At 67.9% G+C, this 24,951-nt stretch carries 27 protein-coding genes and 2 pseudogenes; 7 read left to right on the top strand and 22 right to left on the bottom strand.

What is annotated here, in order from left to right; translation table 11 throughout:
* The first annotated feature begins 93 nt into the window (after positions 1 to 93).
* Positions 94 to 1,125: an IS110 family transposase gene (locus tag D573_RS0112700; protein ID WP_018937517.1), complete on the top strand. Its 1,032-nt coding sequence runs from the start codon at positions 94 to 96 to the stop codon at positions 1,123 to 1,125.
* A 370-nt stretch (positions 1,126 to 1,495) separates the two neighbouring features.
* On the opposite strand, the gene pgeF is transcribed toward D573_RS0112700, so the two are convergent.
* Both pgeF and rluD read right to left on the bottom strand, forming a co-directional pair.
* Positions 1,496 to 2,278: a peptidoglycan editing factor PgeF gene (pgeF, locus tag D573_RS0112695; RefSeq protein ID WP_018938986.1), complete on the bottom strand. Its 783-nt coding sequence runs from the start codon at positions 2,276 to 2,278 to the stop codon at positions 1,496 to 1,498.
* On the bottom strand, positions 2,271 to 3,230 hold the full coding sequence (gene rluD, locus D573_RS0112690) for a 23S rRNA pseudouridine(1911/1915/1917) synthase RluD (RefSeq protein WP_018938987.1): 960 nt from the start codon (positions 3,228 to 3,230) through the stop codon (positions 2,271 to 2,273). Before rluD ends, pgeF begins: the two co-directional genes overlap by 8 nt.
* A 79-nt stretch (positions 3,231 to 3,309) precedes the next feature.
* On the opposite strand from rluD, the gene D573_RS0112685 reads away from it, so the two are divergent.
* Positions 3,310 to 4,152: an outer membrane protein assembly factor BamD gene (locus D573_RS0112685; protein WP_018938988.1), complete on the top strand. Its 843-nt coding sequence runs from the start codon at positions 3,310 to 3,312 to the stop codon at positions 4,150 to 4,152.
* A 263-nt stretch (positions 4,153 to 4,415) separates the two neighbouring features.
* On the opposite strand, the gene D573_RS0112680 is transcribed toward D573_RS0112685, so the two are convergent.
* The 12 genes from D573_RS0112680 to D573_RS0112625 all read right to left on the bottom strand — a co-directional run bounded on the left by D573_RS0112680 (position 4,416) and on the right by D573_RS0112625 (position 14,905).
* A complete protein-coding gene (locus tag D573_RS0112680; protein WP_017940393.1) occupies positions 4,416 to 4,754 on the bottom strand; it encodes a P-II family nitrogen regulator in 339 nt (112 codons plus the stop codon).
* Between the two features lie 320 nt (positions 4,755 to 5,074).
* Positions 5,075 to 6,769, bottom strand: a complete 1,695-nt coding sequence (locus tag D573_RS0112675) for an NAD+ synthase (protein WP_018938989.1) — start codon at positions 6,767 to 6,769, stop codon at positions 5,075 to 5,077.
* A 7-nt stretch (positions 6,770 to 6,776) separates the two neighbouring features.
* Positions 6,777 to 7,652 (bottom strand): succinate--CoA ligase subunit alpha, encoded by an 876-nt coding sequence (gene sucD / locus D573_RS0112670; RefSeq protein WP_018938990.1) that lies wholly within the window; start codon positions 7,650 to 7,652, stop codon positions 6,777 to 6,779.
* Complete coding sequence (gene sucC / locus D573_RS0112665; protein WP_018938991.1) at positions 7,649 to 8,809, bottom strand: ADP-forming succinate--CoA ligase subunit beta; 1,161 nt, start codon at positions 8,807 to 8,809, stop codon at positions 7,649 to 7,651. Before sucC ends, sucD begins: the two co-directional genes overlap by 4 nt.
* Positions 8,810 to 8,877: 68 nt before the next feature.
* Positions 8,878 to 9,258 (bottom strand): aspartate 1-decarboxylase, encoded by a 381-nt coding sequence (gene panD / locus D573_RS0112660; protein ID WP_018144141.1) that lies wholly within the window; start codon positions 9,256 to 9,258, stop codon positions 8,878 to 8,880.
* Between the two features lie 320 nt (positions 9,259 to 9,578).
* Positions 9,579 to 10,457, bottom strand: a complete 879-nt coding sequence (gene panC / locus D573_RS0112655) for a pantoate--beta-alanine ligase (protein ID WP_018938992.1) — start codon at positions 10,455 to 10,457, stop codon at positions 9,579 to 9,581.
* Positions 10,458 to 10,487: 30 nt separating this feature from the next.
* Positions 10,488 to 11,282: a 3-methyl-2-oxobutanoate hydroxymethyltransferase gene (panB, locus tag D573_RS0112650; RefSeq protein ID WP_018144143.1), complete on the bottom strand. Its 795-nt coding sequence runs from the start codon at positions 11,280 to 11,282 to the stop codon at positions 10,488 to 10,490.
* A 34-nt stretch (positions 11,283 to 11,316) separates the two neighbouring features.
* Positions 11,317 to 11,967 (bottom strand): deoxynucleoside kinase, encoded by a 651-nt coding sequence (locus tag D573_RS0112645; RefSeq protein WP_018144144.1) that lies wholly within the window; start codon positions 11,965 to 11,967, stop codon positions 11,317 to 11,319.
* Positions 11,964 to 12,509 carry a 2-amino-4-hydroxy-6-hydroxymethyldihydropteridine diphosphokinase gene (gene folK / locus D573_RS0112640; protein ID WP_018938993.1) on the bottom strand — a complete coding sequence of 182 codons (546 nt, stop codon included), beginning with the start codon at positions 12,507 to 12,509 and terminating at the stop codon, positions 11,964 to 11,966. Before folK ends, D573_RS0112645 begins: the two co-directional genes overlap by 4 nt.
* On the bottom strand, positions 12,506 to 13,945 hold the full coding sequence (gene pcnB / locus D573_RS0112635) for a polynucleotide adenylyltransferase PcnB (protein ID WP_018938994.1): 1,440 nt from the start codon (positions 13,943 to 13,945) through the stop codon (positions 12,506 to 12,508). The genes folK and pcnB overlap by 4 nt, the downstream gene beginning before the upstream one ends.
* A gap of 52 nt (positions 13,946 to 13,997) precedes the next feature.
* Positions 13,998 to 14,468 carry an NUDIX hydrolase gene (locus D573_RS0112630; RefSeq protein ID WP_018144147.1) on the bottom strand — a complete coding sequence of 157 codons (471 nt, stop codon included), beginning with the start codon at positions 14,466 to 14,468 and terminating at the stop codon, positions 13,998 to 14,000.
* Positions 14,465 to 14,905 carry an RNA-binding S4 domain-containing protein gene (locus D573_RS0112625; RefSeq protein WP_018938995.1) on the bottom strand — a complete coding sequence of 147 codons (441 nt, stop codon included), beginning with the start codon at positions 14,903 to 14,905 and terminating at the stop codon, positions 14,465 to 14,467. The genes D573_RS0112630 and D573_RS0112625 overlap by 4 nt, the downstream gene beginning before the upstream one ends.
* Positions 14,906 to 15,011: 106 nt before the next feature.
* Between D573_RS0112625 and D573_RS0112620 the strand changes: the two genes are divergently transcribed.
* Positions 15,012 to 15,701, top strand: a complete 690-nt coding sequence (locus D573_RS0112620; RefSeq protein ID WP_018938996.1) for a glutathione S-transferase family protein — start codon at positions 15,012 to 15,014, stop codon at positions 15,699 to 15,701.
* Positions 15,702 to 15,989: 288 nt separating this feature from the next.
* Here the strand turns inward: D573_RS0112620 and D573_RS14855 are convergent.
* Positions 15,990 to 16,197, bottom strand: a pseudogene (locus tag D573_RS14855) (hypothetical protein).
* 423 nt (positions 16,198 to 16,620) lie between these two features.
* Positions 16,621 to 17,046, bottom strand: a complete 426-nt coding sequence (gene fur, locus D573_RS0112615) for a ferric iron uptake transcriptional regulator (protein WP_018145396.1) — start codon at positions 17,044 to 17,046, stop codon at positions 16,621 to 16,623.
* Positions 17,047 to 17,144: 98 nt separating this feature from the next.
* Between fur and D573_RS0112610 the strand changes: the two genes are divergently transcribed.
* Positions 17,145 to 17,507 (top strand): outer membrane protein assembly factor BamE, encoded by a 363-nt coding sequence (locus D573_RS0112610; RefSeq protein WP_018145395.1) that lies wholly within the window; start codon positions 17,145 to 17,147, stop codon positions 17,505 to 17,507.
* A gap of 41 nt (positions 17,508 to 17,548) precedes the next feature.
* Here D573_RS0112610 and D573_RS0112605 read toward each other — a convergent pair whose 3' ends face one another.
* From D573_RS0112605 to D573_RS0112595, 3 genes are read right to left on the bottom strand one after another with little or no spacing between them, the layout of a single operon-like run.
* Entirely contained in the window at positions 17,549 to 17,902 is a 354-nt protein-coding gene (locus D573_RS0112605) for an RnfH family protein (RefSeq protein WP_018145394.1), read from the bottom strand.
* A 28-nt stretch (positions 17,903 to 17,930) separates the two neighbouring features.
* Positions 17,931 to 18,371 (bottom strand): type II toxin-antitoxin system RatA family toxin, encoded by a 441-nt coding sequence (locus tag D573_RS0112600; RefSeq protein ID WP_018938997.1) that lies wholly within the window; start codon positions 18,369 to 18,371, stop codon positions 17,931 to 17,933.
* Positions 18,371 to 19,729: a sodium-dependent transporter gene (locus D573_RS0112595; protein ID WP_018168070.1), complete on the bottom strand. Its 1,359-nt coding sequence runs from the start codon at positions 19,727 to 19,729 to the stop codon at positions 18,371 to 18,373. The genes D573_RS0112600 and D573_RS0112595 overlap by 1 nt, the downstream gene beginning before the upstream one ends.
* A 198-nt stretch (positions 19,730 to 19,927) precedes the next feature.
* Here D573_RS0112595 and smpB point away from each other — a divergent pair, with 198 nt between their 5' ends.
* On the top strand, positions 19,928 to 20,407 hold the full coding sequence (gene smpB / locus D573_RS0112590) for an SsrA-binding protein SmpB (RefSeq protein ID WP_018938998.1): 480 nt from the start codon (positions 19,928 to 19,930) through the stop codon (positions 20,405 to 20,407).
* Positions 20,408 to 20,864: 457 nt separating this feature from the next.
* Positions 20,865 to 21,123 (top strand): annotated as a pseudogene (locus D573_RS15015) (hypothetical protein).
* Positions 21,124 to 21,389: 266 nt separating this feature from the next.
* On the opposite strand, the gene dnaQ reads toward D573_RS15015, so the two are convergent.
* The 3 genes from dnaQ to D573_RS0112575 are packed head-to-tail and all read right to left on the bottom strand — an operon-like array spanning position 21,390 to position 23,327.
* On the bottom strand, positions 21,390 to 22,100 hold the full coding sequence (dnaQ, locus tag D573_RS0112585; RefSeq protein WP_018649705.1) for a DNA polymerase III subunit epsilon: 711 nt from the start codon (positions 22,098 to 22,100) through the stop codon (positions 21,390 to 21,392).
* An 11-nt stretch (positions 22,101 to 22,111) separates the two neighbouring features.
* On the bottom strand, positions 22,112 to 22,573 hold the full coding sequence (gene rnhA, locus D573_RS0112580) for a ribonuclease HI (protein ID WP_018145389.1): 462 nt from the start codon (positions 22,571 to 22,573) through the stop codon (positions 22,112 to 22,114).
* On the bottom strand, positions 22,566 to 23,327 hold the full coding sequence (locus D573_RS0112575; protein ID WP_018939211.1) for a hypothetical protein: 762 nt from the start codon (positions 23,325 to 23,327) through the stop codon (positions 22,566 to 22,568). Before D573_RS0112575 ends, rnhA begins: the two co-directional genes overlap by 8 nt.
* Between D573_RS0112575 and D573_RS0112570 the strand changes: the two genes are divergently transcribed.
* Positions 23,326 to 24,906 carry a LysM peptidoglycan-binding domain-containing protein gene (locus D573_RS0112570; protein ID WP_018939000.1) on the top strand — a complete coding sequence of 527 codons (1,581 nt, stop codon included), beginning with the start codon at positions 23,326 to 23,328 and terminating at the stop codon, positions 24,904 to 24,906. The two genes, D573_RS0112575 and D573_RS0112570, sit on opposite strands and share 2 nt — an antisense overlap.
* Positions 24,907 to 24,951 lie beyond the last annotated feature (45 nt).

The raw sequence follows: 24,951 nt of genomic DNA, 5'->3' as shown, positions 1-24,951 counted from the left end.
CTCAATGGGATGGACGCCCCCGCCCTATTACGGCATCGCGATGTGCCAGAGTGGGGGTGATCACTCTCACTCGAAGAAGACGGAGGCGTCCGGATGCAGGTTACAACACTCGGCATTGATCTCGCGAAGAACGTGTTCCAGGTCCACGGCGTGGATGCGCAGGGACGGCAGGTGTTTTCGAAAACGCTGCGGCGCAGCCAGTTGCGCAACTTCGTAGCCCAGCTGCCGGCCTGCCGGATCGGGTTGGAGGCCTGCGGGAGTGCCCATTACTGGGCGCGTGAGTTGCAGGCGTTGGGGCACGAGGTACGGCTGATGGCGCCGCAGTTCGTGAAGCCCTACGTGAAGACGAACAAGAACGACCGGGCGGACGCCGAGGCGATCTGCGAGGCGGTGACCCGCCCGAACATGCGTTTTGTGCCGATCAAGACGCCCGACCAGCAGGCGGTACTGGCGCTGCACCGGGTGCGCGAGGGCCAGATCAAGGCGCGCACCGCGCAGGCCAACCAGGTGCGCGGGCTGCTGGCCGAGTTCGGGATCGTGGTGCCCCAGGGGATGACGACCCTGTTCCGCGAGCTCCCGGGGATCCTGGAGGATGCGGAGAACGGCTTGCCGGATCTGTTCCGCACGCTGCTGGCCGACCGGCTGGAGGAGTTGCGGCGACTGGACCAGGCCGTGAAGGAACAGGAGCGCCAGATCCAGGCCTGGCATCGAAGTCATGCGGTCAGCCGGCGCCTGGCCGAGATCCCGGGGATCGGACCGATCAGCGCGACCGCCCTGGTCGCCGCGATCGGCCATGCCCGGCACTTCAAGAACGGTCGCCAACTGGCCGCCTGGATGGGTCTGGTGCCCAAGCAGCACTCCAGTGGCGGCCAGTCGAACCTGCTGGGTATCAGCAAACGCGGCGACCGCTACCTGCGCATGCTGCTGATCCACGGGGCGCGGTCCGCCCTGCTGGCGGATCAGCGCCGCGGCGAGGGCGGCGACCCCTGGCTCGAAGGGTTGCGCCAGCGGCGCTGTCCCAACGTGGCGACCGTGGCCCTGGCCAACAAGAATGCCCGCACGGTCTGGGCCCTGATGGCCCATGACCGGACGTTTGACCCCGGCCTGCGCGGCGCCGCCGCGTAAGCCCGCAAAAACGGAGAAGCGAACGCGTTATTACGTACCCAACCCTCGATTGCGCAAGCGATTGAGCATGATGGCAACGGGAGCGATCCCGGTGGGGGCCAGTCCGATCATTGCGAAGCACCTCGAGTGCGCGACCTCGCTGGGACCCTCCACCCGCGGAATCCATCCGGGACCGTGGCGAATGAAAGCCGCACACGCAGTCCGAATGTACGGGAGCAATCGTCGCCCCGAAACCATCTACTCAAACGCTTGGCAAACCGGGGGCGTCCATGTACGCAATGACGGGGCAGGAAAAAGCACCGTCATCGCGAGGCGCGCAGCGAAGCAGCGATCTCCATGGGCAACCCTCGCGCCAGACCGAGCGCCGGGGTTATCGCAGGTGGCCGGAATCGACCCAGACGAGGGTGCCCATGCGGCCGGTCTCGCCATCGCGGCGGTAGGAAAAGAAGGTATCCGCCTCGCTGAAGGTGCAGCGTCCGCCACCGGCGACCTGCGCCACCCCGGCCCGCTGCAGGCGCTGCCGAGCCAGCAGGTAGAGATCCGCCAGCAGGCGGCCCTCGGCGCCGGGGCAGAACGCGACAACGGCCTCCGGGTCGTGCGCGACAAAGGCCTCGCGGACCTCGGGGCCCACCTCGAAGGCCGCGGGGCCAATGGCCGCCCCCATCCAGGCCTGGATCGGTATCCCCGGGCGCAGCGTCTTCAGGGCCTCCACGCTGGCCTCCAGCACCCCGTCGGCCAGCCCGCGCCAGCCGGCATGCGCCACCCCCACCGCCGCGCCATCGGCGGTCGCCAGCACCACCGGCAGGCAGTCGGCGGTCTGCACCGCACAGACAACCCCGGCCTGATTGCTGACCACCGCATCGGCCTCGGCCGCGTCGCCGGCCTCCAGCGCCGCGTGCAGGGTGTCGGCGTTGGTCACGCCGGTGCCGTGAACCTGGCGCGGCCAGGCGATCGGCGCGCCCAGCCCCAAAGACTGTTCCAGCCGACGCCGATTCTCCGCCACATGCTCCGGGTCATCGCCAGTGTGCAGCGCCAGGTTCAGCGCGGCCCAGGGCCCGGTACTGACGCCGCCCACCCGCGTGGTCTGGACCGCGCGCACGCCGGCCGGCAGTTCGCCGGGGGACGGCGCCAGCAGGGGCAGGGTCTCAGGCATCACCGGTCTCCCGGGCATCGGCGCGCAGGGCTGCAAGCAGGCCCTCGAAGTCCTCCGGTAGCGGGGCCTCGAACGCGCAGGGTTCGCCGCTGGTCGGGTGCTCGAACTCCAGGCGCGCCGCATGCAGGGCCTGACGCTTGAAGGCCGCCACCGTGGCCTTGGCCGCCTCACCCATACCCTTGACCGGCCGCGGGCGTCCGCCGTAGGTCAGGTCGCCCACGATCGGGTGGCGGATATGCGCCATGTGTACGCGGATCTGGTGGGTACGGCCGGTCTCCAGACGCACGTTCAGCAGGGTATGGGCGGGGAAGCGTTCGGCCACGCGGTAATGAGTGACTGCAGGTTTGCCACCGCCGGTCACCGCCTGGCGTTTGCGATCCACCGGGTGGCGCCCGATCGGCTCCTCGATAGTGGCACCGCTGATCACCCGCCCCTGGACCAGCGCGCGGTACTCACGGTGCACGCTGCGCGCCTGCAACTGGCGCACCAGGGCGGTCTGCGCCTCCGGGGTACGCGCGACCACCATCAATCCGGTGGTGTCCTTGTCCAGGCGGTGGACCACGCCCGCGCGCGGCAACTGCGCCAGTTCCGGGGCATGGTGCAGCAGGGCATTGACCAGTGTGCCGTCGCGATGCCCGGCTGCCGGGTGGGCCACCAGCCCGGCCGGCTTGTTGATCACCAGCACCGCCGCATCCTCGTACAGGACATCCAGCGCTATGGCCTCGGGCTGCGCCGCCAGCACCGGGGCGTCCGGCGCGGTCAGTTCCACCCGCTCCCCCCCTCGAACCGGCGTGCGCGGGCGCGGCGAGGCGCCGTCCACCCGCAGCGCGCCCTCCTTCAGCCACTGGGTCAACTGGCTGCGCGAATACTCGGGGAACAGCTGCGCCAGCGCGGCATCCAGGCGCTGCCCGGCCGACTCCTCCGGCAGATGGGCCTCACGCGGTTCACTCATTGCGCAGCCTCCCGCTCGTCGCCACCGGGGCTTGATGTTGTAGAATCCTTGGACTTTGGTTCATCTGTGAGGCCTCGCCGTGATTTCTGTCCCGCACCTGTCGCGCCTGCTCGTCGTTCTGTTCGTGGCGCTCGTGGTCGCCGGCTGCGCCGGGCGCGAAGACCCCACGCTCGGCTGGTCCGCCAGTCAGCTCTACGGCGAGGCCAAGAACGCCCTGAACGAGGGCAATTACGATCAGGCCGTCGAATACTACGAAAAACTCGAGGCGCGCTACCCGTTCGGGCGCTACGCCCAGCAGGCGCAGATCGAGATTCCCTATGCCTACTACAAGGCCGGCGAGCCGGAACCCGCCCTGGCGGCCGTGGACCGCTTCGTGCAGCTGAACCCGCGGCATCCGAACCTCGATTATGCGTACTACCTGCGCGGGCTGATCAACTTCAACCGCCAGCAGGGCTTTCTCGCCAACCTGTTCCCGCGCGACCCGGCCGAGATGGACCCGGAGCCCTTTGACCAGGCGTTCCAGGACTTCGACCGCCTGATCCGCGAATTCCCGGACAGCCGCTACGCCCCGGACTCCTACCAGCGCATGCTCTACATCCGCAATGCACTGGCCGCCTACGAGCTGCGCGTGGCAGAGTTTTACATGGAACGTACCGCCTGGGTCGCCGCGGCCCAGCGCGCACGCAACGTGATCGCCACCTACCCTGGCGCCGAGGTCATGCCGAAGGCCCTGGCCGTGCTGCACCGCGCCTACACCGAACTCGGCCTGGAAGACCACGCCGAGAACACCATGACGGTGCTGGAACTGAACTACCCGGATGCCGCCGTCGCCGTGCGCGCCGGAGAGCCGGTGGAACTGGAAGGCGAGGAACGCCGCGGCCTGTGGCGCGTGATGGACCGCATCCCCTTCCTGACGAATTAAGCGGGAAAAGCGGCGCAACCGTAAAGCCATCCCCCGGCGGGCGCCCCCGCACCACCTTGGGGGTGGCACCGTCATTGCGAGGAGCGCAGCGACGAAGCAACCTCCTGAAGCTGGCAGAGCGCCGGGATCCGGTGGTTCCGGACGGAGGTTACTCGCTACGCTCGCCCTTCGGGCCGGCCTGCGGCCGTTCAACGCAGCTTCGCTGCTTTTGTGCCACGTCGGCTTCGCCTCCTCGCAATGACGGTACCTGTAACTCCGCCCTGCTAGAGGGCCTCGCTGCCCTCTTCGCCGGTACGGATGCGGACCACGCGCGACATGTCGGACACGAAGATCTTGCCGTCCCCGATCTTGCCGGTGCGCGAGGCCTTCACGATCGCGTCGATGCAGGGATCGACACGGTCGTCGTCCACCACCAGTTCCAGCTTCACCTTGGGCAGGAAGTCGACCACATATTCCGCGCCCCGGTAGAGTTCCGTATGGCCCTTCTGGCGCCCGAAACCCTGAACCTCGGTCGCGGTCATGCCGGCAATGCCCATCTCGGTCAGGGCCTCGCGGACATCTTCCAGCTTGAACGGCTTGATGATCGCCTCGATCTTCTTCATGCGAATCCCTTTGGTTGAGCCCGCTGCGCGGGCGCTTGTCTCACACCCGGAAGTGTATCAAACCCCCGGCCCTGCGCTGGCCGATCCGCCCCGGCGCGGTCCGAGGCCCCCGTCATTGCGAGGCGCGCAGCGCCGTGGCGATCTCCGTGGGTGGCCCCGATGCCGGCCAAGGCGGACATCGGTGGTTCCGGACGGAGGTTACTCGCTACGCTCGCCCTTCGGGCCGGCCTGCGGCCGTTCAACGCAGCTTCGCTGCTTTTGTGCCGCGTCGGCTTCGCCTCCTCGCAATGACGGTGCCCGCGTCCGCCGTCGCGTATCGCTCAATCCGGACGATACCCCGAGGTAATCGGGTAGCGCCGGTCGCGGCCGAAGGCGCGCGGGCTGACCCGCACCCCCGGCGCGGCCTGGCGGCGCTTGTACTCGGCGATGAACACCATGCGCGCGATGCGCTCCACCGTGGGGCGGTCGAAGCCCTGGGCGACGATCTCGGCGACCGACTGCTCCTGCTCGACGAAGGCCTCGAGGATCGCGTCCAGCACATCGTATGGGGGCAGCGAGTCGGCATCCTGCTGGTCCGGCGCCAGCTCGGCGCTGGGCGGGCGCTCGATCACCCGTGGCGGGATCGCCGCGCCGCACGTGTTGCGCCAGCGTGCCAGGCGGTACACCCACTGCTTGGAGACGTCCTTCAGTGGCGCGAAACCGCCATTCATGTCGCCGTACAGCGTGGAATAGCCCACCGCCATCTCGGACTTGTTGCCGGTGGCCAGCAGCAGCTTGCCGCTGCGGTTGGACAGCGCCATCAGCAGCACGCCGCGGGCGCGCGCCTGCAGGTTCTGTTCGGTCACGTCTCCCGCCCCGGCCGGATACGCCGCCAGGGCATCCCCGAGCCCGGCCATGAAGCTCTCCACCATCGGCTCGATGGCGATCTCGTGGTATTCGAGACCCAGAAGCCGCGCCTGCTCCTCCGCATCCTCGATGCTCATCGAGGCGGTGTAACGATAGGGCATCATCACCGCGGTCACCGCCGCCGGGCCCAGCGCATCCGCCGCCAAGGCCGCGGTCAGGCCGGAGTCGATGCCGCCAGACAGGCCCAGCAATACCCCCGGGAAGCCGTTCTTGCTCACGTAGTCACGGATGCCGATCATCAGCGCCTGATAGAGGTCACGGGCGTCCGCCTCGTCCGGTTCCGGGCCAGGGTCGGTCAGGGTCGGAAGCATGCCGCAGGCGGACAGGTGCATGTGCTCGTCGCGGGACCGCAGGACCGGCCCCTGCGCACTGCGACTCGCCTCTACCTGGCCCTGGCCGGTGGCCCAGGCGGGCAGCACGGCGCGGGCCCCGTTGACCGGGTCGTGCACGAACGAGCGGCCGTCGAACACCAGTTCGTCCTGCCCGCCCACCTGGTTCACGTAGACCACCGGGCAGCCGGTCTCGGCCACCCGCGCCCCGACCACCTGCAGGCGTTCCTCGGCCTTGCCGCGGTGGTAGGGCGAGGCGTTGAGATTCAGCAGGAGCTCGGCCCCGGCAGCCTGCGCCCCGGCGGCCGGACCCGGCTGCCAGATGTCCTCGCAGACGGTCAGCCCGATCTGCCAGCCATCCAGCTCGACCACGCAGGGGGCATCGCCAGCAACGAAATAGCGCTGCTCGTCGAATACCGAATAGTTGGGCAGGACCTGCTTGGCGTAGCGCGCGATACAGGCCCCGTCGCGCAGCCACAGGGCCGCATTGATCAGGCCGCCATCTCCCTGCACCGGGGCACCCAGGATCACGTCGATATCCCGCGCCGCCTTGGTGATCGCCACCACCGCGCGCTCCACGCCCAGCAGGAAGGCCGGGCGCAGCAGCAGATCCTCGGGGGGATAACCGGTGACCGCGAGTTCGGGGAAAACCACCGCGCGGGCGCCAACGGCACGGGCCTGCTCGATGGCCTCGAGGATTTGGTGGCGATTGTCGTCCAGCCCGCCCACGACCGGATTGATCTGGGCCAGGGCCAGACGCAGAGGCTGGTCCGAGGTCATCGGCGACTCAGGCGCGGGCGAGCGCGGACTGCATCGCGGCGCCCAGCTCGGCCGGGCTCTCCGCCACGGTCGCGCCGGCCTCGCGCAGGGCCGTCATCTTCTGCTCCGCGGTACCCTGGCCACCGGCGATGATCGCGCCGGCATGACCCATGCGTCGCCCCGGGGGCGCCGTGGCGCCGGCAATATAGGCGGCTACCGGCTTGTCGAATTCGTCCGCGATGTAACGTGCGGCGCGTTCCTCGGCATCACCGCCGATCTCGCCCACCATCAGCACGCCGTCGGTCTCCGGGTCATCGCGGAACAGGCGCAGGCAGTCGACAAAGTCGAGGCCCTGGATCGGGTCACCGCCGATGCCCACGCAGGTGCTCTGACCAAGCCCGAGGTCCGAGGTCTGCTTGACCGCCTCGTAGGTCAGGGTGCCCGAGCGCGAGATGATGCCGATGCGCCCGCGGCTGTGGATATAGCCGGGCATGATCCCGACCTTGCAGGCATCCGGGGTGATGATGCCCGGGCAATTCGGGCCGATCAGGCGCGTGGGGCTGCCGGCCAGTACCTGCTTGACCCGCACCATGTCCTGGACCGGGATGCCCTCGGTGATGCAAACGGCCAGTTCGATCCCGGCATCCGCCGCCTCGCAGATCGCGTCGGCCGCAAACGGCGCCGGGACGTAGATCATGCTGACCGTGGCGCCGGTCTGCGCCACCGCATCGGCGACGGTATCGAACACCGGCCGGTCCAGGTGGGTCTGGCCGCCCTTGCCCGGGGTCACGCCCCCGACCAGGCGGGTGCCGTAGGCGATGGCCTGCTCCGAGTGGAAGCTGCCCTGCTTGCCGGTGAAGCCCTGGCAGATCACCCGGGTGTCGCGGTCGACGAGGATGCTCATGCCACAGCCTCCACCACGGCGCGCGCCGCCGCGTCCAGATCGGCGGCCGGGATCACGTCCAGGCCGGAGTTGGCCAGCGCGGCGCGGCCCTGCTCGGCGTTGGTGCCCTCCAGGCGCACCACCACCGGTACCTGAACCTGGATCTCGCGGATCGCGGCGATAATGCCCTCGGCGATCAGGTCGCAGCGCACGATGCCGCCAAAGATATTCACCAGCACCGCCTTCACCGATGGGTCCGACAGGATCAGCTTGAACGCTGCGGTGACCCGCTCCACCGTCGTACCGCCACCGACATCGAGGAAGTTGGCCGGCGAGCCGCCGTGGTGCTGGATCAGGTCCATGGTCGCCATTGCCAGCCCAGCGCCGTTGACCATGCAGCCAATCGAGCCGTCCAGGCGGATGTAGTTGAGGTCGTGCTCGTGCGCCTGTTCCTCGGCAGGGTCGCGCTGGCGCACGTCACGCTCCGCGAACAGCGCCTTCTGGCGGTAGGCAGCGGAGTCGTCGATGGTCAGTTTGGCGTCGATCGCCAGCAGCTGATCCTCATGGGTCAGCACCAGCGGGTTGATCTCGAGGAGCTGCGCGTCGAGCTGCTGGAACAGGGCATGGGCATTGGTCACCAGCTGCGCCATCGCCTTCGCCGCGTCGCCGGACAGGCCCAGGGTGGCGGCGACCCGGCGGCCGTGGAAGGGCATCACGCCGGTGGCCGGATGGATCGGCAAGGTCACCACGGCCTCCGGGCGCTCCGCCGCCAGGGTCTCGATGTCCATGCCGCCCTCGGCGGAGACCACCAGCGCCAGGCGCTCGCGCGAACGATCCACCAGCATCGCGAAATAGAACTCGCGGGCGATGTCCGCCGCCGGCTCCAGCAGAAGCTGGCCCACTGGCAGTCCTTCGGGGCCGCTCTGGCCGGTCACCAGGCGCGAACCCAGCAGCTTTTCCGCCGCCTCGCGCGCAGCATCGGCGGAATCCGCCATGACCACGCCACCGGCCTTGCCGCGACCACCCGAGTGCACCTGGGCCTTGACCAGCGCGCGCTCGGCACCCAGCGCCTGCCAGGCCCCGGAGACCTGCTCGACGGCGTCGATCACCTGACCTTCGGGGACGGGGATACCGGCGTCGCGAAAGCGCGCCTTGGCCTGGAATTCGTGGAGATTCATGGGCGTCGAGGATAGCGGCGCAGCCCCGGCCCGACAACTGCGGGAGGCGCGCGCGAAGGAGAGTGTTCTTAAGCGGCCTGGACCGGGATGCCGTTACCGGTGCGCACGATGCGGTTGCCGGCGTCGAGATAGACCAGGTCGGGCGTGAATTCGCGGGCCTCGGCGGCCTCCATCTGGCCATAGGCACAGATGATCACGCGATGGCCCACGGCGGCCTTGTGTGCGGCCGCGCCGTTGACCGAAATGATCCCGGAGCCGGCCTCGCCCTCGATCGCGTAGGTGGTAAAGCGCTCGCCGTTGTCGACGTTGTAGATCTGGATCTGCTCGAACGGCAGGATGCCGGCGGCGTCCAGCAGGCGCGTGTCGATGGCACAGGAGCCCTCGTATTCCAGCTCGCAATGCGTGACCCGGCCCTGATGCAGCTTGCCTTTCAGCATGGTGACAAACATACGGCGAATTCCCGGCTTGAACCTCGGAAGGGCGGAAAATTATCCGCGATCCCGGCGGATACGGCAAACGCGCCTTCTCGAGTCGATGGTTTTTCACCGTGAAGCGCGCGAAGACACGGAGAAATTCGAGGGCGATTTACAGGCAGGCTGGAAGACAGAACGAGTGGCAAAAAAGGAATGGACCCGGCGTTCGGGGGCCCGCAAGAACGTTACCGATTGTCAGCGCCCTGCAGCACCACCCTCAGCCTTCAACCTGCCCGTCTTCTGTGGATGACTCTTGAATTTCTTCATGTGCTTCGGGGTAGCCGAAACAAGCAGCGTCAGTCGGTACGGGTGCGGACGTTGTCGATCAGGCGGACGCCTTCCAGCCAGACGGCGGCCAGGACCACCAGGTCCTGCTCGGCCAGGGGGACATCGATTGCCGGCTCCATCAGGTCTTCCGCACGGCGGATGGAGAGGTATTCGGGCTCGAAGCCGGCCTCGCGCAGACGATCGCTGGCGCGGGCCTCCACCTCGGCGATGCGGTCGGCGTCCACTTTGGTGGCCGTGCGGCAGACGGTCGCCACCTCGTCCAGCACCCGCTTGAGCTCGGGTGCCACGGCCCGCGCCTCTTCCGACAGCTGGCTGTTGCGTGAACTGAAGGCCAGGCCGTCCGGCTCGCGCACGGTCGGGACGGCCTCCACCCGGGTGGGGATGTCGAGCCCCTGCACCATGCGCTCGATCAGCTTGAACTGCTGGTAATCCTTCTCGCCGAACAGGGCCAGATCCGGGCGCACCAGGTTGAACAGCTTGGTCACCACGGTGGCCACGCCCTCAAAGTGCCCCTGGCGGTAGTTGCCCTCCAGGATCTCCGAGAGCACCGGCACCACCACCTGCACCGGGGGCATGCCGTCGGCGGGGTACATGTCCTCGTCGGTGGGGCAGAACAGGGCATCCACACCGGCTTCGGTCGCCAGCCGGGCGTCCTCGTCGAGGGTGCGAGGATAGCGCTCCAGATCCTCGGCGCGGTCGAATTGCAGTGGATTGACGAAGATCGACACCACCACCCGCTGGGCCCGCGCCCGGGCATGCCGGATCACGGTCATATGGCCCTCGTGGAGGTTGCCCATCGTGGGAACCAGCGCCACGGTACCGCGCCCCTTGCGGGACCACTCTCGATGCATGGCCACCAGTTGCGGCCGATCACGCAGGATTCTCATGGGCCAGGATCCATCCTTAGGGAAACGGAGTTAACTGAAGGTATGCACGCCGGATTCGGGGAAGGCTCGCGCCCGCACCGCGTCACAGTATCCGCGGACGGCGCCCTCCAGGGAACCGCCCTCGGCAAGGAAATCGCGCGCGAAGCGCGGAGGCTCGGGCGTCAGGCCGATCACGTCGGTCAAGACAAGCACTTGACCATCGCAACGCGGGCTGGCGCCAATCCCGATCACCGGGACCCCTGCACTGCGCACGATGACATCGGCCAGGCTCTCGGGGATACCCTCCAGCAGCAGGGCCTGGGCCCCGGCGCTCTCCAGCTGCGCGGCCAGGGATTCCAGCTCCGCCGCAGCCTTCGGGTCGCGCCCCTGCACGCGGTGCCCGCCCAGACGGTGCACCGCCTGCGGGGTCAGGCCCAGATGGGCACAGACGGGAATCCCGGCGGCGACCAGGCGCTCGACCACGGGGACCTCCATCGCGCCGCATTCCACCTTGACCATGTGAGCCCCGGCGCGCAGGAGCGCCCCGGACTGGACCAGGGCGGTAGCGGGATCGACATCGCCAAGGAACGGGATGTCGGCCATGATCAGCGCGTTCTCACTGCCGCGGGCCACGTTGGCTACATGGTAGACCATGTCCTCCAGCGTCACTGGCAGGGTGGTCGCATGCCCCTGGACCACCATGCCCAGGGAATCGCCGACCAGGATCACGTCGACCCCACAGCGATCCAGCAACCCGGCGAAGGCTGCATCATAGGCCGTGAGGCAAGCGATGGGTTCGCCCGCCTGCTTGCGCTGGGCCAGGGTATTCACGGTAATCGGACGCATGCTCATGCCTCCCGGGCAGTCCGGCTTGCCAGCCTCAAAGCGAGATCGGCAACGGGTTGAAGTAGTGCCGCCCGCCCTGGATCGGCTCCAGGAACTGCACCAGCTGGTCAAAGTCGGCCGGGTTGTTCACCCAGTCGATCTCGGTGGCGTTCACAATCACGAGCGCCGGTCCTTCGAAATGATAGAAGAATTCCGCATAGGCCGCGTTCAATCGCTCCAGATAACCGGCCTCGATGTGACGTTCGTACGGTCGCGCCCGGCGGCGGATGCGCTCCTGCAGCACCTCCACCGGCGCCTGCAGGTAGACCACCAGGTCCGGGCGCGGCAGCCCCCCGCGCAGATGGCGGAACATCTCGCGGTAGATCTCCAGCTCGTCCGGATGCAGGTTCAACTCGGCGAACAGCGGGTCCTTGTCCATCAGGTAGTCGGACACATGGCGCTGTTCGAACAGGCCCTTCTGCGCCAGCGGCGTCAGCTGGCGCACGCGCTGCACCAGAAAGTGCAACTGGGTCGCCAGGGCGTGCTTGTCCGGCTCCTGATAGAAGCGATCCAGGAAAGGGTTCTCGTCCGGGGCCTCGAAGATGCCCTCCGCCTGCAGGTGCTCGGCCAGGCGCTTGGCCAGGCTGGACTTGCCGACCCCAATCGGTCCCTCTACCGCGATGAAATCGAAATCGGCAAGGCTCATCCGCGTCCCTCCGCAGTCGCCACGGCCTCCTGCGGTTCCGCGATCGGGATCAGGCTCGCACCGTCGAAGCGCTGCGCCAGCCGCTCCAGCGGACCCACTCCCGGGATCTGCAGCGACGGCGCCAGCTCCAGCAGCGGCAGGATCACAAAGTCGCGCTCGGCAATCCCGGCGTGCGGCACCTTCAGCCCCGGCAGATCCAGCGAGTGCTCGCCGAACAGCAACAGGTCCAGATCCAGCAGGCGCGGTCCCCAGCGGGTACCGTCCCGCTCGCGCCCGCAGGCGCACTCGATTGCCTGCAGCGCCGCGAGCAGATCCAGCGGCTCCAGCCGGGTGTGCAGACGGGCCACGGCGTTCACGTAGTCGGGCTGGTCCTGCGGGCCCATCGGCGGGTTACGGAACAGCCGCGAGCGCCCGATCAGACGCGTTTGCGGCAACTCATGCGCCAGCCGGGCAAAGGAGTCCCGCACCTGCGTCTCGGGGTCACCCAGGTTGGCGCCGATCCCGATGAACGCGTGCACGCCGCGGGCAGGCTCGCTGCTCATTCGCCGCCACCCCCCGATTCCGGGTTTGCGCCCGCATCGGCGCTCGCGCCGGCGCCGCCCTTGCGTCCCCGACGCCGGCGCCGGCCGCCACGGCGTGACTTGCTCTTGGCTCCAGCCTTGCCATCCCCTTTGGGAGCACCCTTGCCCTGGGCACCCGCCATGGCCTTCTGTGCGTCCTCGTCCAGCTCCTGGATCTCGGTCCACCAGTGACACAGCTCGGGGTCGGCATCGCCGGCGCGGGCGCGCAGGCAGAGAAAGTCATAACCGGCGCGAAAGCGCGGATGCGTCAGCAGGCGCAGCGCACGGCCACCACGGTGGCGCTCCAGCCGCGCCTGGAGTTCCCATATCTCGCGCACAATCAGGCTGAAGCGTTTGGGAATGGACACCGTCTTCACCTGACGATCCAGCACCTCGGCCATCGCCTGCTGCCAGGCCGGAATCTCCTGTTCGTCGGCCGCGATCCGTTTGGCCGCGGCCACCTGCACCGGGGCCCAGAGGATGGCCGCGTAGAGGAACGCCGGGTTCACACCCAGGCCTTCATTGATGCGCTTGTCGGTATTCAGCAGCGACTCGACCAGGAACTGGCGGCGCTCGGGGCCAACGTCCGGATCGGCAAAGCAGGCCGCAGCCTCGGGAAACATCGGCTCGAACAGGCCGAGGCGTTCCAGCTCGTCCAGACAGGTGACCGCCGCGCCGCTGTGGAACAGCTTGATCACCTCGTCGAACAGCCGCGCCGGGGCCACCGTCTGCATCAGCGAGGCCAGATCAAGGATGCCGGCCTCGACCTCCGGCGCGATGGTCAGACCCAGCTTGGCGGCGAAGCGCACCGCTCGCAGCATGCGCACGGGGTCTTCGCGCAGGCGCGTCTCGACGTCGTCGCCGATCAGGCGCAGCTCGCCCGCGCGCAGGTCCTCGAACCCACCGGTGTAATCCAGCACCGAGAAATCCTCGATGTCGTAATACAGGGCGTTGATGGTGAAGTCGCGGCGCACCGCATCCTGCTCGATGGTGCCGTAGCGATTGTCGCGCAGGATACGACCTTCCTCGCTCAGCGCGACCTGGCCTTCGTCCTCGGACTCGTCGTCATGCGGCGCGCGGAAGGTCGCCACCTCGATCATCTCGCGTCCGAACAGCACATGCGCCAGGCGAAAGCGACGCCCGATCAGACGGCAGTTGCGGAACAGGCCACGCACCTGCTCGGGGGTGGCGTCGGTGGCGACATCGAAGTCCTTCGGCTCGCGGCCCAGCAGCAGGTCGCGCACGCCGCCGCCCACCAGGCAGGCGCGATAACCGGCCTCGCGCAGCCGATAGAGCACCTTCAGGGCGTTGTCGTCGATCGCCGCGCGCGAAATGCCGTGCTCCGCACGCTCGTAGACGCGCGGTTCCGGCAGCTCGCTGTCGGGCCGGGACGGGGTTGCGGGGTTAGCCTTTGTCACGCGATACCGTATCGGTGGTCGAAAGCGCCGTATGGTAACAGCTTGGCCGGATTCATCCCGTTTTTTGTACCGGACGCGGGGCGGCGGTTTCGCCGGTCAGGCGCCAGCGCCGATAGTCGTCGAGGATACGTCGGTGGTCGAAGACCAGCACCTGGCCCGGGTCTTCCGGGTCCAGCCAGGCGCAGTCGGCAGCGTCATCCCCGGCCCTGGCCTCGCCCCGGCCCCGAGCGATGTAGACCGCGCTGACGGTGTGCCCGCGCGGGTCGCGCTGCGGGTCGGAATACACCCCCAGCAACGCCTCCAGCTCGACCTCCAGCCCGGTCTCTTCGCGCGCCTCGCGTACCGCGGCATTCTCGGTCGACTCACCGACGTCGACGAAGCCGCCCGGCAGGGCCCAGCCGTGCGGGGGGTTGTGGCGCTCGATCACCAGCACACGACCGGGCTGCGCCGAGTGGCGGATGACCATATCCACCGCCAGCCGGGGGGTGACGGGCGGGCCACTCGAGGCTTCGGGGTTGTTCACTCGGATTCACTCCTGTCGCTGCCGTCCTGGCGAATAAAGCGGCGGATCTTGCGCCGCTCGCGCTTGTCCGGGCGCCGGCTGGGGGCGCTGTCCGCGACCGCGCGCTCGGCGCGCCGGCGTTCGCTTTCGGCCGCGCGCCGGGCTTGGCTTTCTTCGGTCTCGGTGTACAGCGCCTGGGCTTCGCGCGCCGGCCGTCGCTGATCGCTCAAATGGACCACATCCAGCTCCCAGACCTGCGGGCCGCGGTGGATGGTCAGGCGATCACCGGTGTGCACCCGACGCGCCGGCTTGCAGCGCTCGCCGTTCACGTGGACCTTGCCGCCGCCGACCGCCTCGCTGGCAAGGCCGCGCGTCTTGTAGAAACGGGCGGCCCAAAGCCATTTGTCGATCCGCAGCCCGGCGCCGGGCGCCCCGTTGTGGCCGCTACCCTTGCCCAAGGCTTTCCCGCGACATCACGAGGGGAGACAATGCGCCCCCCTTAATAGCGAGGAACCGGCGACCCGGATCGGGGCCCCGCCCCACCTGCGGACGCCGAAGACCACCATGAATCTGCCGCATCTGCACCTGATCAGTTTCGCCATCTGTCCGTTCGTTCAGCGTAGCGTGATCACACTGAAATACAAGGAGGCGCCGTTCGAGCTGAGCCTGATCGATCTGGCCAACCCGCCGGACTGGTTCCGCGAACGCTCGCCCCTGGGCAAGGTTCCGCTGTTGATCGTCGACCACGATACGGTGCTGTTCGAGTCGGCCGTGATCAACGAATATATCGATGCCATTACCCCGCCCGCGTTGATGCCGACCAACCCGCTGGAACAGGCACGCACCCGGGCCTGGATCGAGTACCTCTCGGAACAGACCTTTGCCCAGTACCACTGGATGACCGCGACCACCGAGGATGCCTTCGAGCTGGCGCGCCACACTGCCGCACGCGGGCTGGAGCGCCTGGAACAGCAGATGACGCAGGACGACCGCCTGGCCGCGCCCGGCTTCTCGCTGATTGATGCCACCCTGGCCCCGATCCTGATGCGCTATGCGCTGCTGGAGGATCCGGACAGCCCCTGGGAGACCGAGGCCTTTCCGCGCCTTGCGGCCCGCTGGGACCAGCTGCGCGAGATGCCGGCCGTGCAGGACTCCGTCCCGACCGACTTTGCGGCGCAACTGGCCGATTACCTGCGCCAGCAGGACGGCTTTGCGCCAGCGCATTTCGCGCCGCAGCTCGACGCGTCCGCCTGACCGAGGCTTCACCCGACCGCCTATCCCTGTGGTCGGCCTCGGTTCGTCATCCGGCGTTGACCTTGCCTTCTGCCCTCCGCCGGCCTGGCTTGTGGCTGGCTCCCATTCGGCGCCGATGTTTACGTGCCTCGTCCGGCCGCCTGCCACGCGCTCTCTCGCGAGCGCACCGCGAGGTACTTTCTTGCTTGCCCAAGAAAGTACCCAAAGAAGGGCACCCGGATTCCGCCCGGGAACCTTGCTCCAGGGTCCTCGGGCCGGCGGCGCTGAACTCGCTACGCTGCGCTTCGCTCAGACATCCAGCGCCTTCTCCCGGCCCGAGGACCCTTCCGCAAGGGGCTCCATACGGGAGGCGAAGGTCAAAACAGCAGGTATTCCGGCCCCGTGGCACAACAAAAGGCACAGCCGCTCGAAGGCCCCCCGGCACCCGCTCCGCGGGTGCGGCACGCAACAGCCAAAGGCCGAGCGTGCCGAAGATGTCCGAAAGCCTAGCCATCATCCACTGGCAGTAACGTTGGGATAACCGTTGTTTGGACCTGCCTCCCCGTTGTCGTCGCGCCGAGTGGAGAGGCTTTTCGCGGGAGAAGAGGCGCTGGATGTCTGAGCGGAGCCGAAGGCGCAGCGAGTTCAGCGCCGCCCGCGAAAAGCCTCGGAGCGAGGGAAACCCCGGCCCGCGCAGCGGGCCGGGGTCGCGGCAGTCGGGCGTGTTTCTTGGGTACTTCTTTGCACGAGCAAAGAAGTACCTCGCGGTGCGCTCGCGAGAGAGCGCGTGGCAGGCGGCCAGACGAAGCCACCGTAAACACCAGAGGACGAACCAGAGCCAGCCACAACTGAGCGAGAAAAGGCCCGAGAGCGAGCCCACATCACACGCCGCGTGCGTCGCGTCGGTGCGGCTGGGAAAAGACTAGCGAGAGGCGCGACGTCAGGCGGGGCGGTGGGGGCAGGCGCTGTCGGTGCAGTCGCCGTACAGGACCAGCGCGTGGTCTTTGATGGCAAAGCCGTGGTGCTGCGCCACCTCGCGCTGGCGCCGTTCGATGGTCTCGTCGAAGAACTCCTCGACCCGCCCGCACTGGTTGCAGACGATATGGTCATGGTGCCCGCCCCGCTCCAGCTCGAACACCGCCTGGTTGCCCTCCAGGTGCAGGCGGCAGACCAGCCCGGCCGCCTCGAACTGGGTCAGCACGCGATACACCGTGGCCAGACCGATTTCCTCGCCGGAATCGAGCAGCTCGCGATAGATCGCCTCGGCCGTCAGGTGACGGGTCTCCGAGTTCTCGAGGATCTCGAGGATCTTCATCCGCGGCAGCGTGACCTTGAGCCCGGCCTTCTTGAGATTGCTCGTTTCCATTGCCCGTTTTCCCGGTCCCGTCCGCTTGAGAGAGGCGGGACGCTTTGGTGTACCATGCGCGTTCACGGCCCACCAGACGCCGAGGACCGCCCGCTCAGATGATCAAGATTCTCATTTCTATCGCCGTGGCCGCAAGCCTGCTGAGCGCCTGCGGCGGCCTCAACCAGTTCCGTCTGGATGTCCAGCAGGGCAATGTGATCGACCCCGTACAGGTGGCCCAGATCCAGCCCGGCATGACCCCGCAGCAGGTCCGCTTCCTGATGGGGTCGCCCCAGCTGGAGCCCGCCTTCCGGGCCGATGACCGCTGGGACTACGTCTACTATCGCCGTCCAGGCTTCGGCTCCACCGAACGCCAGCGAGTGACCGTGCATTTCGACAACGGCGTAGTCAGCCATGTGGATGCCGACATCCCGCAGCCGGTGGCGCTGGACGAGCATCCGGTCGACAGAGACAACGACTGACACCCGCGCGCGGCGGCATATTTCGCCGCCGCAAGCCCCTGCTACTCCTTCGCGTTGTCGGCCGGCGCCTCCTTCGGCTTGTCGTCGGCGGCCCCGGCGTCACCCTTGCCCGGCTTCTTCTTGCGCCCCTTGTCGGCACGCTGGCGCCGCACCTCCTTCGGGTCCGCGATCAGCGGGCGATAAACCTCGATGCGGTCGCGTGGGCGCAGCACGGTGTCCCTACGGGTGATCTTGCCGAAGATCCCGACCTTGGCGTTGTCCAGATCGATCTCGGGGAACTGCAGTTCAATCTCCGACTGGCGCAGCGCGGTATCGACCGTCGTGCCCTCGGGCACCACCAGCGGCAGGATTACCTGCCGGTCGGGCCGCGCGTAGGCAATCTCCACCCGGATCATGCCGCCCTCTGCGGCCGGTGCCGCGTGGCTATCCGTCACCGTGGACCTCGCGCGCGCGCTGGACAAAGGCATCCACCAGCGAATTGGCAATCTGAGTGAACACCGGGCCAATCGCAAAGGCCATGAGCCGGTTGGCAAAATCGAACTCCAGCTCCAGGGCGATGCGGGTCTTGCCGCCCTCGACCTCGGTAAAGCTCCAGGTCCCGTGCAGGCGTCGGAACGGCCCGGAGACCAGGCGCATGTCGATGCTTTCCGGGCGCTTGAGCGTGTTCCGGGTGGTGAACGACTTGTGCAGCGCCCCCTTGGCCAGCTCGATCGTGCCCTCCACCTCGTGCTCGCCACGCGGGCGCGCGGAGGCACTGCGGCAGCCGGGCAGGAACTGCGGATAGGCGTCTACGTCATTCACCAGATTGAACATCTGCTCACGGCTGTAGGGCACGTCCGCGTAGCGGCGAATCTTCGAGGCCATCAGATCAACTCCACGGCGCGCAGGAACACAAACAGGATCGCGACCGGCGCGACGAAACGCACCAGAAAGTACCAGACCTGGTAAAGGACCGGGTGCTTGAGGCGCAGCTCGGACTGCACCGAGCGCTCGGTCATGCGCCAGCCCACGAAGATCGCGATCAGGAACCCACCCAGCGGCAGCAGGATGTTGGCCGTCACGTAATCCAGCAGGTCCAGGATGCCCATGTCGAACAGGGTGTAGTCGGACCAGACGTTCAGCGACAGCAATGCGCCGATGCCGAGGAACCAGGCCCCGATGGCGATCATCGCGGTCGCCATCACCCGGGTCAGCCCCATGTTCTCGACCAGGAAGGCGACCGCCGGCTCGATGATGGAGATCGCCGAGGTCCAGGCCGCAAACACCAGCAACACGAAGAACATGGTGCCGAAATACAGCCCGCCCGGCATGTCGGCAAAGGCCAGCGGCAGGGTCACAAAGATCAGCCCCGGCCCCTGCTCGGCCGACAGCCCGGCCCCGAGCACGATGGGGAAGATCGCCAGCCCGGCCATGATGGCGACCAGGGTGTCCGCCCCGACCACCGCCGCGGAGGTGCGCGCGATCGACGCATCGCTCTGCAGATAGCTGCCGTAGATCATGATCGCGCCCATGCCCAGGCTGAGCGTAAAGAAGGCCTGGCCCATCGCCAGCAGAACCGCGTTGGCGGACAGCGCGGAGAAGTCCGGATACAGCAGGAACTCCAGTCCGGCGAGGAACTGCCCCTCGACCATCGCATAGCCGACCATCACCACCAGCATCACGAACAGCAGCGGCATCAGAATGGTCACCGCCTTCTCCAGGCCGGACTGCACCCCACGCGCGACCACCATCGCCGTCATCACCATGAAGATGGTGTGCCAGGCCAGCAGGGCCTCCGGGTCCGCCAGCATGTTGCCGAACATCGACTCCGAGCCATCTGCATCCAGCCCGAGAAAGCCGCCGGTCCCCGACTTGAAGACGTACGACAGCGACCAGCCGGCGACCACGCTGTAAAACGACAGGATCAGGAAACCGGCCAGCACCCCGATCCAGCCGATCATGCCCCACGCGCGCGTCAGGCCCTCCTCGCGCGCCAGCGCCGACATGGTATTGATCGGGCTCTGCCGCCCGCGCCGGCCCAGCAGGATCTCCGCCATCATCACCGGCAGGCCGATCAAAAGGATGCAGCCGAGATAAACCAGCACGAAGGCGCCCCCCCCGTTCTCACCGGCGATATAGGGGAAACGCCAGATATTGCCCAGGCCAACGGCCGAACCCGTGGCCGCGAGAATAAAGGCCAGACGGGTCGTCCATTGCCCGTGGATCGAGGTCGTGGCTGGCATCGGTGACTCCTTGTTGAACGGAGACGGGGGGCGCTCCCGCGGGCCGCCGCCCCCGGCAGCGGCCAGGGCCGGTCGCGCAAGCGCATCGCCGGGTCCGCCGGAATTGTGGGGCAGCGGGTCGCCCGGCTCAACTTTCACCCCGCGCGCCCGGACATTCGGACTGCTTCGGCCGCCCGCCTGCAGTACACTGCCCGGGTTATGGGAAAGAACAAGAAACAAGCCAAGGAACCGTCCAGCACCATCGCCCTCAACCGCAAGGCGCGCCACGAATTCTTCATCGAGGACCGCCTGGAGGCGGGGATGGAGCTCGAGGGCTGGGAGGTCAAGTCGATGCGCGCGGGCCGCGCGCAGCTGAGCGAGGCCTACGTGCTGCTGCGCAACGGCGAGGCCTTCCTGTTCGGGGCCCACATCACCCCGTTGCCGACCGCCTCCACCCATATCAATCCGGATCCCAGCCGCACGCGCAAGCTGCTGCTGCATCGCTCGGAGATCAACCGCCTGGTCGGCGCGGTGGAGCGCAAGGGCTACACCCTGGTGCCCATGGCTCTGTACTGGAAGCGCGGGCGAGCCAAGCTCGAGATCGGCCTCGCCAAGGGCAAGAAGGAATACGACAAGCGCGCTGACAAGAAGGACAAGGACTGGGAACGCGAGCGGGCGCGGATCCTGAAGCACGGCTAACGCCGCCCCGCCCACCATCCCCATTCCGGCTCGCGCCGGATGTCCCTGCCCCGTCACTCGCCGTTTACGGTGCCTTCGGTCCGTCGCCTGCCAGGCTGTGGCTGGCCTTGGTTCGCCCTCCGGTGTTTACGGGGGCTTCGTCTGGCCGCCTGCCACGCGCTCTCTCGCGAGCGCACCGCGCCCGTTGTTGATCAAAAACTGGCTTCTTTGCTCGTGCAAAGAAGTACCCAAGAAACACGCCCGACTGCCGCGACCCCGGCCCGCTGTGCGGGCCGGGGTTTCCCTCGCTCCGAGGCTTTTCGCGGGCGGCGCTGAACTCGCTGCGCCTGCGGCTCCGCTCAGACATCCAGCGCCCCGTGTCTATTTAGAATCGTCCCGCGAAAAGCCTCTCCACTCGGCGCGACGACAACGGGGAGGAAGGTCAAGACAACGGCCGTTCCGACGATATTGCTAATGGATGATGGCTAGGTCTTCGAGCATCTTCGGCACGCTCGGCCTTTGGCCATAGCGTGCCGCGCCCGCGGAGCGGGCGCCGGGGGAGCGTAGGATGTGATGAGCGCAGCGAATCGCATCAGGGTTTCGCGCGGCGTGGGGAACGGTGCGTTTCGCTGCGCTCAACCGCACCCTACGGGATACCGCCTGTTTTGACCTTCTCCTCCCGTATGGAGCCCCTCGCGGAGGGCGTGATGGGCCGGGAGAAGGCGCTGGATGTCTGAGCGAAGCACAGCGTAGCGAGTTCAGCGCCGCCGGCCCAGCACGCCCGGAGCGAGGTTCCCGGGCGAAATCCGGGGGCCCTTCTTTGGGTACTTTCTTGGGCAAGCAAGAAAGTACCTCGGGGCGCGCTGGCGAGTCAGCGCATGGCAGTAAGCGGAGCAAAGCCACCGTAAACACCGAAGGACGAACTATGGCCAGCCACAACAAGGCAGGGTGACGGGCCGAAGGCACCGAAACGCAGAAGCAGAGCCCGCGTCGGGCGCCAGGGTCAAGCGTTGGCGCGCCAGCGGCAGGTGCCGCCGGCCGCCTCGTCCAGCGTCTGCAGCAGCGCCTCGTGCGCCGCCTGCTCCTCGGGCGTCGGCTCGATCACCGGCAGCGGCTTGCCCGAGCGCCGCGCCTTGACCGGGCCGGCCGCGGCATCGCCGTCGCCTCCGGAATCCAGGGTGAGCGCCACCTGCCCGCCGGTCATCGCCAGATAGACATCCGCGAGCAGCTCGGCATCGAGCAGCGCCCCGTGCAGGGTGCGCCCGGAGCCGTCCACCTCGTAGCGCTTGCACAGGGCATCCAGGGAATTGCGCGCCCCCGGGTGCATGCGCCGCGCCATCACCAGCGAATCCAGCACGGTGCTGACCTCGGCCACCTCGGACGCCGGCGCCACATCGCCCAACAGGCGCAGCTCGTTGTTGATGAAGCCGACATCGAAGGGCGCGTTGTGAATGATCAGTTCGGCCCCACGAATGAATTCGACAAAGTCATCGACGACATCGGCGAACCGAGGCTTGTCAGCCAGAAATTCGTTGGTAATCCCGTGCACCGCGATCGCGCCGGCGTCGATCTCGCGATCCGGTTGCAGAAACTCGTGCAGCTTGCGCCCGGTGGGGCGGCGGTTGTCCAGCTCCAGGCAGCCGATCTCGATAATGCGGTGGCCGTCGGAGGGGTCCAGGCCCGTGGTCTCGGTATCCAGCACGATCTGACGCATCGTGGTTTCCTTCAGTTCTCGATCGGTTCGCCGGCCAGCAGGGCATCAATGCCTGCATTGGCCAGTTCGTCGGCGCGCTCGTTCTCCGGGTGACCGCTGTGGCCCCGTACCCAGTACCACTCGATGTCGTGGCGCTGGGCCTGTGCATCCAGCTCCTCCCAGAGATCACGGTTCTTCACCGGCGAGCCGCTGGCGGACTTCCAGTTGCGCCGCTTCCAGCCCGGCATCCACTCGGTCACGCCCTGCTTCACGTACTTGGAATCCGTGACCAGCTCCACCTTGCAGGGGCGCTTCAGGGTCTCCAGCGCGCGGATGGCCGCGGTCATCTCCATGCGGTTATTGGTCGTCTCGGCCTCGGCCCCGTAGAGCTCGCGCTCGCGCCCGTCGAAGCGCAGGATCGCACCCCAGCCGCCCGGCCCGGGGTTTCCACGGCAGGCCCCGTCGGTATAGATGTACACGCGTTCGTCAGCCATGCGTTCGGCGGGCTCCAGAATGAGAGGAGCGCGAGGATACCAGCCCCGGACGCATCGCGGGGTTGGGCATTGCGAAGCGGAAACGCGGCTCCGGACGCAGGGGCATGTTCACCCGCTTGTGGGCCACGGTCAGGATCATGCTGGCCAGCGGCGGCAGACCGCGCAGGGTCCAGGCATCCATGGTGGCCAGGCGTTTCTGCCAGGCGGCGGGCAGCCCCGGTGGGAGCAGGCTCAGGCTCCACTGATCCAGCACCTCGAGATCCGCCGCCTCCAGCAACTCGCGATACTGGCGCCGCCGCAGGCCTTCGGGCAGAGGCGAGGCGCGCACCCCGTTGCGCCCACCGCGCTGCAGGCGGTTGCCTTCCAGCAGAAATACCCGTCCCTCGGGCTCCAGCACCCGGGCTGCCTCGGCCACCACCGCCGCCGGTTGCTCGCTCTGAGCGCAGGGATGGGCGAGCACGATGCGCCCGGCACAGGCGGACTCCAGCGGCCAGGCCTCGGGGTCCATGCGCAGCGCCGGGCGCGCCGAGGCAATCCGGATCAGCGGGGCCTGCAGGGCATCGCTGTCCTCCAGGATCGGCACCGGCGCCAGCTCCACCGCCAGCCCCCCGGGGCCCGCATCGCCATAGCGCCGAATGCGTTCCAGAAAGCGCTCGCGGACCCTCCGCCCCTGCGGCTGGGCATACCAGTGCGCCAACCAAGTCAGGAATGGGTCTTGGTGATCCCCCATCTCTGGTTTATCCTCCAGCGCCATGACACCACGCCTCCGCACACGACTGACCACCGCCCTGATTCTCGGGCTGACGGCGATCTTCGCCTCTGCCTGTAGCCTACACGACTCCGAGCGCACGCTGGACACCTCGGCGGCGGATCGGCCGATCGTGGAACCGCGCACGACCGAGGACGTGCAGGCCGCGATGGAACGCCAGCAGCGCGACGCCGCGCAACGCGCCGCCGAGACCGACGACCTGTGGGAGCGCGCGCGCCTGGGCTTCGGCTTCAACGACGCGCTGGACCACGAGCGCGTGGATCGCTATATCAGGCACTACCGTGACCATCCACGGATCATCGAGTACAGCACCCGGCGCGCGGAGCCGTTCGCCTACTTCATCCTGTCCGAGATCGAGGCGCGCGACATGCCCGCCGAGCTCCTGCTGCTGCCGATCGTGGAGAGCGGCTTCGTCGCCCAGGCGACCTCGCGCAGCCGCGCCGCGGGGATCTGGCAGTTCATGCCGGCCACCGGCGACTATTTCGATCTGTCGCGCGATCACTGGTACGACGGCCGCCGCGACGTCTACAAATCCACCCTCGCCGCGCTGGACTACCTCCAGGCGCTGCATCGACGCTTCGACGACTGGTACCTGGCCCTGGCCGCTTACAACTACGGCCAGGGCAACATCCAGCGCGCGATCGACCGCAATGCCGCTCGCGGTGAGCCCACTGACTACTGGAGCCTGGACCTGCCGTCCGAGCCGACCGCGTACATCCCGCGACTGCTGGCCCTGCGCCACCTGTTCCTGGACCCCGATGCCCACAACATCGCCATCGCGCCCATCGCCAACGAACCCGCGCTGGAGATGATCGAACCCGGCCAGCAGGCGGACTTCTCGCTAATCGCGGAGCTCGCCGACCTGGATACCGAGACCCTCAAACAGCTCAACCCCGGCTACCACCGCCATGCCACCCACCCCGGCGGCGCCCAGCACCTGTTCGTCCCGCGCGAGGCGCTGCCCACCCTCGAGGCGGCACTGGAGACCCGCAACGATGAACCGCTGCTCCGGTTCCGCGAATACACGGTGCGCTCGGGCGACAACCTCGGCCAGATTGCCCAGCGCGCCGGCACCCGCGTCGCCGTGCTGCGCGACATGAACAACCTCGACGACGACATGATCCGCGCCGGTCAGACCCTGCGCCTGCCGGCCTCCGCCCCGAGCGAAGAGGCTCCGCTGCAGGTGGCCGGCGACAACGGCCAGTTAGCGGAGGACTATCAGGTGCAGGCTGGCGACAGCCTGTGGCACATCAGCCAGCGCACCGGCATGTCGATCGGCGCCCTGCGCGCCGCCAACGATCTCGAGCCGGATGCCATCCTGCGGCCCGGCGACACCCTTAAGGTGGTGCGTGCCGACCCCAACCGCGGTCCCGACGGCCAGCGCATCGAGTACGAGGTCCGTCCAGGCGATTCCCTCTCGACCATCGCGCGGCACCACCAGGTCAGCATCGGGGACCTGCGCCGCTGGAACGGGCTAAACGGCGACGGCATCCGAGCCGGAGAGACCCTGACCGTCTACCTGGCCAGCGCCGACCGGGAGACCCTCGCCCAAGGCGACGCCTGAATCACGACATGCCCCCACGCAAAAGGCCCCGGGTGGAACCGGGGC

It is taken from the genome of Thioalkalivibrio sp. AKL9, assembly GCF_000377825.1.
GTDB lineage: Bacteria > Pseudomonadota > Gammaproteobacteria > Ectothiorhodospirales > Ectothiorhodospiraceae > Thioalkalivibrio > Thioalkalivibrio versutus.
The sequence above is the reverse complement of the archived record's forward strand: the minus strand, read 5'-3'. Positions and strand labels throughout refer to the sequence as shown.

What these genes read in the sequence shown, in the direction of transcription:
- panC (WP_018938992.1), bottom strand. Translation starts at nt 10,457, where the DNA reads ATGAGAATCCTGCGTGATCGGCCGCAACTGGTGGCCATGCATCGAGAG.
- rnhA (WP_018145389.1), bottom strand. Translation starts at nt 22,573, where the DNA reads ATGGCTGACGAACGCGTGTACATCTATACCGACGGGGCCTGCCGTGGA.
- smpB (WP_018938998.1), top strand. Translation starts at nt 19,928, where the DNA reads ATGGGAAAGAACAAGAAACAAGCCAAGGAACCGTCCAGCACCATCGCC.
- D573_RS0112620 (WP_018938996.1), top strand. Translation starts at nt 15,012, where the DNA reads ATGAATCTGCCGCATCTGCACCTGATCAGTTTCGCCATCTGTCCGTTC.
- D573_RS0112700 (WP_018937517.1), top strand. Translation starts at nt 94, where the DNA reads ATGCAGGTTACAACACTCGGCATTGATCTCGCGAAGAACGTGTTCCAG.
- D573_RS0112680 (WP_017940393.1), bottom strand. Translation starts at nt 4,754, where the DNA reads ATGAAGAAGATCGAGGCGATCATCAAGCCGTTCAAGCTGGAAGATGTC.
- D573_RS0112600 (WP_018938997.1), bottom strand. Translation starts at nt 18,371, where the DNA reads ATGGCCTCGAAGATTCGCCGCTACGCGGACGTGCCCTACAGCCGTGAG.
- dnaQ (WP_018649705.1), bottom strand. Translation starts at nt 22,100, where the DNA reads ATGCGTCAGATCGTGCTGGATACCGAGACCACGGGCCTGGACCCCTCC.
- D573_RS0112575 (WP_018939211.1), bottom strand. Translation starts at nt 23,327, where the DNA reads ATGGCGCTGGAGGATAAACCAGAGATGGGGGATCACCAAGACCCATTC.
- panB (WP_018144143.1), bottom strand. Translation starts at nt 11,282, where the DNA reads ATGCGTCCGATTACCGTGAATACCCTGGCCCAGCGCAAGCAGGCGGGC.
- D573_RS0112570 (WP_018939000.1), top strand. Translation starts at nt 23,326, where the DNA reads ATGACACCACGCCTCCGCACACGACTGACCACCGCCCTGATTCTCGGG.
- pgeF (WP_018938986.1), bottom strand. Translation starts at nt 2,278, where the DNA reads ATGCCTGAGACCCTGCCCCTGCTGGCGCCGTCCCCCGGCGAACTGCCG.
- D573_RS0112605 (WP_018145394.1), bottom strand. Translation starts at nt 17,902, where the DNA reads ATGATCCGGGTGGAGATTGCCTACGCGCGGCCCGACCGGCAGGTAATC.
- panD (WP_018144141.1), bottom strand. Translation starts at nt 9,258, where the DNA reads ATGTTTGTCACCATGCTGAAAGGCAAGCTGCATCAGGGCCGGGTCACG.
- folK (WP_018938993.1), bottom strand. Translation starts at nt 12,509, where the DNA reads ATGAGCAGCGAGCCTGCCCGCGGCGTGCACGCGTTCATCGGGATCGGC.
- fur (WP_018145396.1), bottom strand. Translation starts at nt 17,046, where the DNA reads ATGGAAACGAGCAATCTCAAGAAGGCCGGGCTCAAGGTCACGCTGCCG.
- D573_RS0112675 (WP_018938989.1), bottom strand. Translation starts at nt 6,769, where the DNA reads ATGACCTCGGACCAGCCTCTGCGTCTGGCCCTGGCCCAGATCAATCCG.
- D573_RS0112595 (WP_018168070.1), bottom strand. Translation starts at nt 19,729, where the DNA reads ATGCCAGCCACGACCTCGATCCACGGGCAATGGACGACCCGTCTGGCC.
- D573_RS0112610 (WP_018145395.1), top strand. Translation starts at nt 17,145, where the DNA reads ATGATCAAGATTCTCATTTCTATCGCCGTGGCCGCAAGCCTGCTGAGC.
- sucC (WP_018938991.1), bottom strand. Translation starts at nt 8,809, where the DNA reads ATGAATCTCCACGAATTCCAGGCCAAGGCGCGCTTTCGCGACGCCGGT.
- sucD (WP_018938990.1), bottom strand. Translation starts at nt 7,652, where the DNA reads ATGAGCATCCTCGTCGACCGCGACACCCGGGTGATCTGCCAGGGCTTC.
- rluD (WP_018938987.1), bottom strand. Translation starts at nt 3,230, where the DNA reads ATGAGTGAACCGCGTGAGGCCCATCTGCCGGAGGAGTCGGCCGGGCAG.
- D573_RS0112645 (WP_018144144.1), bottom strand. Translation starts at nt 11,967, where the DNA reads ATGAGCCTTGCCGATTTCGATTTCATCGCGGTAGAGGGACCGATTGGG.